The organism is Bradyrhizobium sp. Leo170 (assembly GCF_004296405.1).
Classification (GTDB): domain Bacteria; phylum Pseudomonadota; class Alphaproteobacteria; order Rhizobiales; family Xanthobacteraceae; genus Bradyrhizobium.
The window spans coordinates 1-12462 of sequence record NZ_PSRR01000079.1; the positions used below are offsets into that span (position 1 = coordinate 1).

At 61.5% G+C, this 12462-nt stretch carries 9 protein-coding genes; 5 read left to right on the top strand and 4 right to left on the bottom strand.

Translation table 11 applies throughout. The features are described from left to right. The 4 genes from CWO89_RS15935 to CWO89_RS15950 all read right to left on the bottom strand — a co-directional run. The coding region (locus CWO89_RS15935) for a N,N-dimethylformamidase beta subunit family domain-containing protein (RefSeq protein ID WP_245476321.1) at window positions 1-4139 on the bottom strand (4139 nt) is incomplete at its 3' end. Between the two features lie 177 nt (window positions 4140-4316). Further along, the gene (locus CWO89_RS15940; protein WP_130579735.1) at window positions 4317-5315 is read right to left on the bottom strand and encodes an SIS domain-containing protein; all 999 of its coding nucleotides are present in this window, start codon (window positions 5313-5315) and stop codon (window positions 4317-4319) included. An 11-nt stretch (window positions 5316-5326) separates the two neighbouring features. Then, a complete protein-coding gene (locus CWO89_RS15945) occupies window positions 5327-6283 on the bottom strand; it encodes an N-acetylmuramic acid 6-phosphate etherase (RefSeq protein ID WP_130579736.1) in 957 nt (318 codons plus the stop codon). A 19-nt stretch (window positions 6284-6302) separates the two neighbouring features. Next, on the bottom strand, window positions 6303-7226 hold the full coding sequence (locus tag CWO89_RS15950; protein ID WP_130579737.1) for a glucosamine kinase nucleotide-binding domain-containing protein: 924 nt from the start codon (window positions 7224-7226) through the stop codon (window positions 6303-6305). A 182-nt stretch (window positions 7227-7408) separates the two neighbouring features. On the opposite strand from CWO89_RS15950, the gene nagA reads away from it, so the two are divergent. From nagA to CWO89_RS15975, 5 genes are all read left to right on the top strand, one after another. Further along, complete coding sequence (gene nagA / locus CWO89_RS15955; protein WP_245476322.1) at window positions 7409-8527, top strand: N-acetylglucosamine-6-phosphate deacetylase; 1119 nt, start codon at window positions 7409-7411, stop codon at window positions 8525-8527. Beyond that, the gene (locus CWO89_RS15960) at window positions 8528-9730 is read left to right on the top strand and encodes an aspartate kinase (protein ID WP_130579739.1); all 1203 of its coding nucleotides are present in this window, start codon (window positions 8528-8530) and stop codon (window positions 9728-9730) included. Between the two features lie 341 nt (window positions 9731-10071). Beyond that, a complete protein-coding gene (locus CWO89_RS15965; RefSeq protein ID WP_130579740.1) occupies window positions 10072-10740 on the top strand; it encodes an STN domain-containing protein in 669 nt (222 codons plus the stop codon). Further along, on the top strand, window positions 10733-11305 hold the full coding sequence (locus tag CWO89_RS15970; RefSeq protein ID WP_130579741.1) for an RNA polymerase sigma factor: 573 nt from the start codon (window positions 10733-10735) through the stop codon (window positions 11303-11305). The genes CWO89_RS15965 and CWO89_RS15970 overlap by 8 nt, the downstream gene beginning before the upstream one ends. A 119-nt stretch (window positions 11306-11424) precedes the next feature. Next, window positions 11425-12396 (top strand): FecR family protein, encoded by a 972-nt coding sequence (locus tag CWO89_RS15975; RefSeq protein WP_130579742.1) that lies wholly within the window; start codon window positions 11425-11427, stop codon window positions 12394-12396. Window positions 12397-12462 lie beyond the last annotated feature (66 nt).

Below are 12462 nucleotides of genomic sequence, written 5' to 3' on the forward strand. Positions count from 1 at the left end.
TGGGTCACCAGCACCGGCGGCGTCTCAGTCGTCGAGCCAGTATCGTTAAGGACGACATCGACCCAGTAGTTGTCGCCAGAGACAGGGATATTAGTGGGGAAGATACTCCCTGAGGAATAGGCGTAAACGCCATTCAGACCATCAGCCGTTGCGGAAAGAGATCCGTTTGTCGGATTTTGGAGCGTGTCAAAATAGTAAGGCGTATCGGAGTATTGGCCATTGGTCATGTGGTACGAGGCGACATAGGTCGTGCCTGCAACAATGTTCACAGGACTCGAAAAGTTCACCTGCTGCCAGCCACTGGCGGTCTCGTTGGTGGACGTGGCGGTCGCCAGCAGTGTGCCGCTGGCGCTCCAAAGATCAACCACATGGGCGCCGGTGTTCAGGGACCCCTTATAGAAGCGGATCCCGGTGATTTGGCCGTTGGTACTTGACGTGAACTTGAGACCGACTTCCACGCCGTGTGGGTCACTTACATCAGCCGTAGCAGGCGTGGCGCTGGAGCCAAATAGGTTGAGGGACGTGGACGGTGAAACCGTGTACGACACGCCGGAACCCGGTGTCTCGAGATTTAGGCTGTCATCGACCGCTCGGGTTTCGATGCTGTACGACCCCTTGGCCGGCGCATGGAAAGTGTAGGTCCAATTGACAGTTTGCGTGCCAATTTGACCGCTCGTCACGTGCCACGTTTTTCCACCGTCGGTCGAAATCTGAACGCCGCCAATCACGCCGCCGACGTCAGTCGCGGTACCGCTTACGGTTACGGTTTGGCCTTCGATCACGGACGAGGATGACACGTTGGTGATCTTGGACGTTGGCGCGGTGTGATCGGTCGACTGGCTCGCGATCACCAGACTGGCCTGCAGCGTCTGGGGCTGGATGCCCATGTCCGCAAACACATTCACCATTGCCTGTTGGACGTTCGGGTCGGTGTTTGTCTGATTGCCGTCCGGCGAAGGGTCGTGCTGGTTTGACAGGCCCCATGACCAAAAGACGGTGCCCGCCCCGAACACCAACGCGCCGCTGGTGGGATCACGGTACTCGACCAGATTGTGGGTTGCGGTACCGCTTGTGTCGACGTTCCCGAACTCCGTATTGAACGCCGTAGATTCCTGGACTGTCGTCGAAGAGAGGTCGATCAGGCCGGCAGGCATGAAGCCGTTATCGGGAGAGGAGTCCCATTCATATCCCAACAGGCCGCTTTCCAGCGAAGCTGTCTGGCCGGGTGCCGTGGCCGCGACGCTTGTATTGCGCCAGAAACGCAACTGGGTCATGCTGTAGGGAATCTTGATCGTCCCAAGGCTCCCGCTCTCATCAACCGAGAACACCGTTCCCGTCAGCGCATTGGACGGCATGGCGGCACCGCCCCAATTGGTGGGGGCCTCAAAGGTGCCCGTCCCCTGCCCGCTAGGGTTGATCAATTGCTCAAAGTGGCTGTCCTTGTAGGTGACCAGCGTGCGATTGGCTGTCTTGCTACTGTCTATGCTCGGTGTGAACTGGGTTTGCCAGAAGATCTCGTTGCCGCTGAGGAACACCAGGTTGACGCCCGCGTTCGCCGCGGCCTGAACATTCGCGACCTGGCTGTCGGTCCAATATTCGTCGTGTCCGGCATCCATGAACACCTTGTGGTTGAGCAGCAACGCGCCATTGGTTGCTGTATCCATGCCGGAGATGTAGCTTACATTGTAGCCGTTTTCTTCCAGCCAGTAGATTGCGGGATATTCGCCTGCAAACACAGTATCATCTGAATTCGCATACAGTCCTACTCCATCCCGGGTCATGATGGGGCGGTTGTAACTGACCGCGTAGGCCGCGCCACCCTGGGAAGGACCGTTGCCTCCATATAGGCTGGCGCCGCCCCAACCGTTGTAAGCCTGCCAGGTCTCATCAGAGGTCTGAAAGACGATGTCGCTTGTGGAGTTGGGATCCTTGACGACGAACGGAATCTGGAAAACTTGAGTGCCTTGGACGACGTTGGCGACATAAACGCCTGATACGGCCGTGGTCGGAATGGACCATGAATCAGTGACGCTCCAATTGCCGGCGTCGACCTCCCCGGTCGCAGTATTCGTGATTGGTGACGGCTGCGCGATCGATGACGTGCCCTGATGCTGCAGGGTTGTGACGAGACGGGCGCCGTCTCCTCCGTAGTACCCCAGTCGATAGATCTGGATTTGATAGTTCGGGCTGCCCGTCAGATTGTCGATCTTGAACTGTACCGTGCTGCCGATATTGGTGCTGATTGCGGTCGTGAATCCCTCGAGCTTGGTCGAATCGGCACCGGGAGCAACCTGCCACACGCTCATCGGCGTGCCCGGTAACTCATTCTCCAGCACGATTGGATTCGTGCCAGACGGATCGGCGACAACAGTGCCGCCATGCCCGTCGCTATTCAGAGTCCAGTTCGGATCCTTTCCAGCGAATAGCAAGGAGACGGTGGTAGAACCGTTGCTGAAGTTTACTGTGCTGGTGTTTGAGGTGATGTCGTACTGAACAGATGTCGACATCGACGATGTGAACGCAAGGTCCTTCAAATCGATGAGCTGATTCGCCGAAAGCGGTGCTCCCGGCGACGAGCTTGCGATCAGACCGTGGAACTGCGCCGAATGATCGAGGACGAGCTCACCGTTTCCTGCATCGAAAGATACGGTTATCCCGGAAAACGATCCGTTTGTCAGTTGTCCGGAAACAGCACCTCCGATCTCGAGGACAGCCTGGTTTGAAACATCCAACGAACCGGTGCCACTGATATTGCCTTTGATGTCTACGTTGGAAATTCGATTTCCATTGAACGGGCCAGCTTGGATGATCCCGTTGTCGACTACGCTACCTTCGACAGTGAATAGCGTGCCGGGATTGCACGACAAGGTTACGCCTGCATCGACGACCAGGCTATTTATGTCGACATTGCTCGTGCTCGTGACCGTATAAGCTCCTGTCGCATCCATCACCACCTTGTCGGCAAGCCCCGGGACACCGGCACCCCAGTTTGCCGCGACATTCCAGGATCCGCCGCCCGAATTGGTCCAGTGTGTGGTCGTGCTCGAAGGGCCGTTCGCCAACGTGGTGGCCAACAACGTTGGACCCATCATCAGCTCTCGATTCAGGAGGCTCGTCGTTATCGGCGCGGGGGAATTGAGCGTCGACGCGGACGTGGTCGTTGTCGTCAGCGGGTTAGGCAATGTCGTCTGCAGCAGATCGCTGGACGGCAGCGGCCTCAATGTAAGGCTGCCGGAATCCGGAGGAGTGCTCGAGCCGATACGATGGTGGCGTGTCTGGTCGGAGGGCGACGCATTCGTTCCGGTCGAACCAGTTGTGTCTGTTGTCGCCGACTGCGCCAGGATTGCGGGCGCCGCACCGACGAGGTCGCTGGGCACAGGAGCTGCCGCCCGATCGAAGACCTGACCGGCCAACCCGGCCGACGGGCCCGATGGCGCCGAGGAATCGGGTGGCAGGACGTCGTTGGGATCGACCGCAGCCGAAGCTTGCGTCGAGTTCAGGGACGAAAGACCTGTCTCCAGCAGCAGGGCAAGAGCGAGTGGCGCGACCGAGTTGCTGCCGTCAGCGGTATCGGCCTCCGTTGGACTGGCAGTGGGCCTACCGGGACCGACAATCAGCAGAACTTCTCCCATGAATCCGTCGTCCGCGCTGCAATAGCGCAGCAGCGAAATCTGTCCGACCGCGTCGGCGGCCGGGCTGAACGTCAACCCGCATAGTTGTGAAGCAGTGATGATTTGACCGCGGGCGACGGCGGTCGTTCCATCGGCCAAGAACACTGAACCGTTCGAGGGCAGCTCTGTGAGCGCAACAGGTGTGTCCCCGGTCAAGCCGGCAGGGAGGTCGGCAGGCAACGGGATCAGCAGCCGACCGCAGTCTTGGGGAACGTAAATCACCACCCCGTTCCAGGGCGACACGTCTCCGGACAGCAAGGGTGTCGGAGCGAAGCTCAATGCGGCGAGTTCCGCGGCTGTCAACGTGTCGCCAACAGTCACCCGCGTGAAGCGATCGGCTTTCAGGACAACTCCGGCAGTCGGAAGGCCGGCCACCGTGACGGTCAGATCATGAAGGGTATAATCAGTTTCCGCGGACAGAAGCGGCTGCGCCTTCACGGATAAAGCGCTCGGTTTCTGCGTCAGCATGGCAATCACCCTCGAAAAACCAATTTAGTAATATCCGGAGTGACATAATGTCGCAGATTTAATTCATTTAATTTTAACGTCAATTAAATAATTAAAAATATTAATCACAAAAAAGGGATGGCGCTAAAAACACGCAAGATCCAAATGGAACGTCTTGGCGTTAGGGCCGGTCAGCCGTCAAAACGTCTCGGTGATCTTGCTCAGGCGAGGGGGACGATCCGGGTCAAATCCGCAGGCGCGCGCCGTCTGCTCGATCATCCGATAGGCTGGAACGAGCATGGTGATCGGGTCGGTGGCGGGGTCATCCTCGGCCAACCAGGGCAGCGAGCCATGCGGACCGCCGCATAGATGCAGCGCGATCTTTTGCTCGCGCAATTCTTCTGCCAGCGCGTCCACCGTGGCCGCCGTTTCATCCATGAGGCGCATCATGACAACCGGCGTGCGCGATGATAGCGCGGCCCGCGGTCCATGCTGCAGCTCGGCGGCGCTCAGACCAATGGAAGGCAGGCGCAGGATTTCCGAAAGTTTGAGCGCGATCTCCCGCGCCGAGCCTAGGCCGAGGCCCCGCGCCGCCACAAACACGGCTGACGCGTTGGCGAGATCATCGGCAATCCCGGACCAGTCGAGCACCAGCGCGCGGTGCAGGCGCTCGGGCAGCCTGTCGAGGGCTGACCGCAGCGCGTGATCTTCCGCCAGCTCGGCAACAAGTCCGGCGCTAGCGGCCATCGAGCCGATCACGGTCTTGGTCGCGGCTATGGAGTGCTCTCTGCCGGCTTCGATCGGAATGACGAACTCCGCTTCGTCAGCCACCGGCGACGACGTCGCATTGACGATGGCGACGGTGCGGGCGCCCGCTGATCGCGCCGACCTGGTCGCCGCAATAAGATCCGGGCTGCGCCCGGATTGCGAGATCACGATGAACAGCGCATGGCGCAGCATCAAGGGCGTGCGAAATGCCGTGATCACCGAAGGAGCGCTGGCTGAAACGGGAAGGCGAAGCCGCGTCTCGACAAGGTATCTTAAGAAAACCCCGGCATGCCCGGAGCTTCCCCGGCCGCACACGACGCACAGGGGGGCGGAGCCAATCCCAATTCGCTGTGCGATGTCGCGCGTGGCGGCGCGGTTACGAACAATTTTGGCGACAACATCCGCGCTTTCACCGATTTCGCTCGCCATCGCGGATGTTGTCACGGCTCAACCTCTCCGCCTTGCTTGCGCGCCGGCGCTTCCTTGTGATGCCGGTCAACATCCTTGACGAGATCCTTGGCGAGTTCGGCAAACACGCGCCGAAGATTGCCGTCACAGTTTTTCAGAATGGCCTCGGCATCAACCCTGTCGACACCCAACGCCAGAAGGCTTGCCGTCTTGATGTCTCCCTCGGCCTGCTCAAGCGAGCGTGCCGCGTGCGACGGATCACAGTGCGCGATTTGCGCCACCATGGCCTCGGCGCGCCGCTTCAGCTTGGCATTGGTCGGCTGCATGTTCACCATCATGCCGCGATACACCCGGCCAAGGCGCAGCATGATCCCTGAGGAGATCAGGTTGAGCACAACCTTCTGCGCGGTGCCCGCCTTCATCCGCGTAGAGCCGGCGATCAGCTCGCAGCCGGTCTCGATCAAGATCGGAAACTTTGCCGATGCCAGCAGTGCGGTGCCCGGATTGTTGGCGACACCGATTGTCACTGCACCGAAAGAGCCCGCCTGTTGCAGCGCCGCGACCGTGAATGGCGTTGTCCCGCTGGCGGCAACAGCGATCACCACGTCGTGCGGCGTGAGTCGCGCGGCATTGATCTGCGTGACCGCATCATCGACATCGTCCTCCGCGCCCTCGACGCTGGTGACGAACGCGCTGTCTCCGCCGGCGACGATGAAGCGGACACGCTCGTTAGGCCAGGCGAAGGTCGGCATCAGCTCGGCGCCGTCCTGGACCGCCACGCGGCCCGAGGTGCCGGCGCCGACATACACAATGCGTCCGCGATCGCCCAGCGCCGCTTTGGCCGCTTCGGTCGCCGCAGTGATCGCGGGAAGGGCGTGGCCAATCGCCGCGACTGCCGCAAGCTGGCCCTCCCACATCGCTTCCATCGCTGACGTCAGCGACCATGCATCAAGATCGGCAAAGCGGGGATCTACTTCTTCGGTGGCCATATAGTTGATCCGTGCGCCATCAAACGCTGAACTTTGAAGCCTGTTCATGGTCAGTTTCTCTCCCGGGCAGGTCAAGCCGCCCTCGCGCCACCAGCAACGCGCCGGCCGCCGCGTCGGCGTCGGGACACCTCAGGCGGGCGCGCAGGTCAGGCGTCAGCCAGGGCGTAATGGCATCTGCGAGCCCGCCCACCAGCGAGAGCCGGTCAATTCCTCTCGCCAGGAACAGATCGAGCAGATCACCAATGGCATCGGCCGCGCGTTCGACAATGCGACGGCCGACCGGATCGCCCTGATTGGCGTGCCGTATCACGATCGGCGCGAACGCAGCGTAGTCTGTGGCCCTGGCTTCTTCAGACCAAGCCACGGCCTGATAAGGATCATGATCGAATGCACCCAGCACCTCTGAAAGCAATGGGGTCAGCTCGCTGCGGCGATCCGCGGCCCGCAGCGCCAATCGAACAACCTGCAGGCCGATGTCGGCGCCGCTGCCTTCGTCCGACACGGGAAAGCCGTAACCGCCGAGACGGATTTCGGAGCCGTCGATCAGGCCGACACCCACCGAGCCCGTGCCGGCTACCACGATGGCCCCGTCCGCGCCGCTATGGGCACCGAGACAGGCCGCCAGGCCGTCGCTGATGAAGATGACAGACGCAAAGGGATGCGCGATCTCGTTGAGCGCCGCTTCCGCGCCCCGGCGACCAAGACCGGCAAGGCCAATTCCAGCGTGCATCCGCGCGAAATCCTCGCGCGTCAGTCCAGCCTGTGCGCCTGCCGCTTCAGTGGCCTCCATAATGGACCGCCAGGCCTTCTCGAAGCCAATCCGCGTCGTGGCAGGCCCCGAGCTCGCTTCACCGAGTACCCTGCCGTTTTCGTCCTCGATCCGGGCACGGCAGCGGGTTCCGCCGCCGTCAATGCCGAGATACGTGGTACCTTTTGTTCCCATGGAAAGTTAACGCGAGGGTTTCGCTCCGGGTCCTCCCAAAGCCCTAGGTGTACATATAAAGTCTTGTACAGGACTCGCCTCACGAGTCCGTGACTGCCGTTCTCGGATCAATACTGATGGGCCACGTCGGGTCTTCCGTCTCTCTCACGATTGCCGCACAGCACATCTTTGATGGTGCCGAGATGCGCGGGCCGGGGTCGGTCAGGATCTCGCAGGGGCGGATTGAAAGCATCACCTTCGGCGAGGCGGAGGCACGCGCCTCCATCCACCTTCCCGCAGACGCGATCCTTGCACCCGGATTCATCGACATCCAGGTGAACGGAGGCGGGGGCGTTCTTCTCAACGACCAGCCAACGGAGGCTGGCGTTCGACGCATCGTTGAGGCGCACCGCAAGCAGGGGACCACGGGCTGCTTGCCGACCCTCATCACCGATCGCAGCGAGGTCATCGAGCGATTGGCTGCAGTCGCCCAGGCTTGTCTGAAGATTCCCGGCGTGCTCGGCTTTCATCTGGAAGGGCCGGCCCTCAACACGTCTCGCAAGGGCATTCATCCGGAAGCCGAGATACGCGTGCCCGATCGGCGCGATCTAGCTGCGATCAAAAGTTTTGGGGGCCGCGGCCGCTCCATTGTGACCTTGGCCCCGGAATGCGTACCCGCGTCCATGATCGATGAATTGATCGGCGCCGGATTGCGTATCGCGGCCGGCCACAGCAACGCCAGCGCAACCGAAATCGGCCAGGCGGTCGATCGCGGTGTTTCGGGGGTGACCCATTTGTTCAATGCCATGTCGCAGTTGAACGCCCGGGAGCCGGGCCTGGTGGGCGCCGCGCTTTGGGATGACCGGCTGTTTGCGGGGATCATCTGCGACGGCATCCACGTTGACCGCGCTGGTTTGCGCGTTGCCTTCCGCTGCAAGGGACGCGATCGATTGATGCTGGTCACTGACGCCATGCCATTGGCTGATACGAACGACCGGCAATTCATGCTGCAAGGAAGGCAGATCACGTTGCACGAAAATCGCCTGACTGGCCCCGATGGCACACTCGCGGGCGCTCACCTCACCATGATCGAAGCGGTGCGCAACGCCGTTGAGCTCGCCGGAATCTCCCTTGTCGATGCCCTTATCATGGCCTCTCGGACGCCAGCGGCATTTCTGGGCCTGGAGTCCGAGCTTGGACGGATCGCGCCCGGATACCGCGCGGACCTTGTCGCCTTCAATCCGAACTTTGAAGTCGTTGGCACATGGATCAGCGGTGTCGGTTCTATGGACGAGACAAGCGAGGCTTCTCACCGAGGTTAGATGCGCAACCATCCCATCATCGTGCAAAAATATGGCGGTGTCTGTCTCGAAACACCGACGAAAATTCGCGCGGTTGCGCGCAGTCTCGCCGAGCTGCATGGCCGTGGTCATCGTGTTGTGGCGATCGTCTCCGCCATGGGCAAGACCACTGACCAGTTGATCCAGATGGCTTATCAGGTAAGTCCTGCTCCCAATCGCCGTGAACTCGACATGTTGCTGACGACCGGTGAGCGCATCAGCATGTCCCTGATGAGCATGGCGCTTTCCGACCTCGGCGTATCAGCGATCAGCTTCACCGGCAGCCAGGCCGGCGTGATGACCGACGACTCGCATTCCTCTGCACGCATTCTGGATGTACGGCCCATTCGCGTGCGTGAGGAACTTGATCGTGGTCGCGTTGTCGTGCTGGCAGGATTTCAGGGCGTGAACCCGGCGACCAGGGAAATCACTACGCTCGGCCGCGGCGGCAGCGACACCACGGCCGTTGCGATGGCCGCGGCGCTGAAAGCCGAACGCTGTGAAATCATCAAAGAGGTTGACGGAATTTGTTCGGCCGATCCGCGCATCGTGTCGGATGCAAAGCCCCTGCGGCGCGTGGACTTCGCATCCCTGTCCGAAATGTGCTTCTGGGGTGCAAAGATCCTGCATTTTCGCAGCGTAGAGCTGGCGCAAAGTCAGGATGTGCCTCTGGTTCTCAAGCAGTGGGGTGGCGTTGAACACAGCACGCAAGTGATGAAAGAGGTTGCAGGCATGGAAAACGGAAAGGTTCTGGCCGTCAACTCGATGGCTCGCATTGAGCATGTGGAAATCGATTCCAAGGATCTCAATCACGGTTTCGAGAAATTCGCGCAGCATCTCAAGCAAAACAGCCTGTCCTGGCCGCAGCTCCTCGCCTCGAGCTTCACCGCGGGAAAGACCAGCATGACCGTGGCTTGTGATTCAGAGTGGCTCGACGCCCTGTTGCGCACGCTGGAGCACGCTGAGGATCTGCGCAAGCAGCGCGAGGCGTCAAGCTCGGTGAGTCTCACCTGCTTCGGCGGCGTTTCGTCGGAATTGCCGTTCAGGGCGTTGCAGGTTCTCGGACATCACGGGATTGTCCCCGACAGTTATGTGTTGTCGCCGCATTCGGTCAGTCTGTTTGTGCCTGTGGAGAACCGGGAAGCCGCGGTCAAGGCCTTGCATTCGCTTATCCAGCACACATAAAGCCGAGCGCGAGCTAAGGGGTGAAGCGGTGGCCTGGGTCCGCCGTTTCCGCATCGAGCGTGACGTGATTTGGCAAGACATCGACGACGTAAATCGGACGACCACCTAAAGCCTGAAGCGGGCGGTGCTGCCGTTTGGCGGCTCGGTCACGAACAGCCGGACGCTCGCAAAACCATTGACATTATAATATGAGCATCGCAGCGACCCGTGTGTACCACGTCCGACATGGGATTGTGACACTGGCTGGCTAGGGTCCGCGACACGCGCTTATGAATTTGGGGGTACGTTTGACGATGAGCAGGCCGGTTGCGAGGAACCGGTGGCGGCGTTTGCGCTGGGTCGTGATCTTCGGTACTGCAGTCGCCTTCATCTCCGGCAGCCTCCGCGCGGCCGATCATCGCTTCGTGTTCGACCTCCCGGCGCAACAACTTGCATCGGCGCTGGAGACGTTCAGCGCCGTGACGGGAGTCGTCGTGCTTTATGACGGAAACTTGGCGCTGGGCCGCACCTCGGTCGAGGTGAAAGGCGAACTGTCCTCTGAGGTGGCACTTCAACGGTTGCTGAGGGGTAGCGGGCTTGTCGCACGATACACGGCTGACGAGGCGATCGTCATTGTGCCAGGCGCTCCGGAACCAGCGATTGCGCGCTCACCCTCTGCTATCGCCAGGGCGGCACTGGCGAACCGCGGCAGGGACGAGCAAAGCTATTTCAGCCTGCTGCAGGCTGGCATCGGCCGCGCCCTGTGCAGCACCGCGCGGACCAGACCGGGCGACTATCGCCTCGCCATGAAATTCTGGATCGGCCCGGCTGGCGAGGTGATGCATCCGGTCCTGCTCAGCTCGACGAGCGACCCGGACCGGGATGCGGCGATCCTTGACGCGGTGGCAGCGGCCTCGATTGGCGAGCCGCCGCCGGCCGGGTTGGCGCAGCCTTTTACATTCGTGATGCTGCCGCGCTCCTCCGGTATCGTTAACTGCGCCGCTGAGGTGAAAGGGCGGAGCCATGGATAAGCTCCGCGATCCCTCCGACGACAGCGGCGACGCGAAAGAACCCGACCCCGACGGTATCGGGGATGGCTCCGCCCTGCGGACCCTGTTCGTCAAACGCTATGCCGATCTCACGCGCCGCCTTGCGCGGCGGCTGGGGTCACAAGAATGGGCCGAAGACGCGCTGCACGATACTTATCTGCGGCTTGCGGGAGGCGAAAGCGTCGGAACGATCCGCAATCCGCTGGCCTATCTCTTCCGCATGGCTATCAACACGGCTCTGGACCAGCGTCGCGCCGAACAGCGGCGCCTCACGAAGGCCGACATCGACGCCGTGATCAATGTCCCCGATGATGCGCCTGGACCCTTGCAAGTGGTCGAGAACCAACGGGAGATAGTCCGGCTGAGCGACATCATCGCCAAGCTTCCGGCGCGGCGGCGGGAGATACTGTTGGCGGCGCGTGTTGACGGAATGACACGCCGCGAGATCGCCGCGCGCTTCGGGATTTCCGTGAGCATGGTCGAACAGGAGCTGCGGGCGGCGCAGGAATATTGCGCCTCGCGCTTCAAACGGAAGCCGCCCAAATGATGCGGGAGAGCAAAATTTGTTGTGCGGCTTTTCCGGTCGAAAAACGTCTTAGGGATGAACGTCAGCAGCCATGGAGATGGTTCGCCACGGGCCGGCATGGGCCCCGGGTGGAGTTATAGATGGTTCGTCCGGATAATGACGATGCGCTGGATCCGCTGGAACGTGAGGCCTATGCCTGGATCAGGCGTCTGACCTCCGGCGAGGCGACGTCCGCGGACGTGGAGGCGCTGAAGCACTGGCGAAGCCGGAGCGTCGCCCACGCGGAAGCCTTTGCGTCCGCGAGCCGGCTGTGGGGCGCAATGGGGCCGGCCGGTGAGCATCTGCGCAAAGGGCAAAGCGCCGGCAATGCCACCCGTCGTCCATCCGTGCTGACGCGGCGCCATATGATCGGCGGTGCGCTCGCGGCTTCCGTCGCCGGTGCCATGGTCGTACGGCCGCCGTTCGGGATGTGGCCCTCCTGGTTAGAACTGCGCGCAGACTATCGCACCCAGGTTGGCGAGCAGCGCCGGATCACGGTGATGGACGGCGTATCGATCCGGATGAACACGCGCACCAGCATTGCCCTCGGCACGAGGGACGGTGGAGCCGGCATCGAACTGGTCGCCGGGGAGGCGTCGATCAGCGTTCCTGCGCCGGTAACACGACCGTTCGTCGTGGAGGCAGGCGGCGGCCGCGCGAGCACGCTCAATGCCAATTTCGAAATCCGCGTTCTCGACACATCGACCTGTGTGACCTGCCTGCGTCAGCAGGTCGACGTCAGCTATGGACAGCGCACGGTGACGCTGCGCGACAAGCAGCAGGTTTCCTACGGCAACGGCGTGTTGGGCGCGGTCGCGGACATCGATCCGGAAGTTGTCTCGGCGTGGACCAACGGCGTGTTGCTGTTCCGCATGACTCCGCTGTCGGACGTGGTGGCCGAGTTGAACCGCTATCGCTCGGGACGCATCGTTCTCCTGAATGCGCAGCTCGGCAGCCGTCCCGTGAACGGCCGCTTCCGCATCGACCGGCCCGACGACGTGTTGACGCAGATCGAGCAGGCGTTCGGCGTTACCCGCAAGACGCTGCCCGGTGGCGTCGTGCTCCTGAGCTGACGCCGGTAACGGACCCCGGCGGAACTGTCATCAAAACTTCATAACATTCTTCTGTGGGGTCGCGCC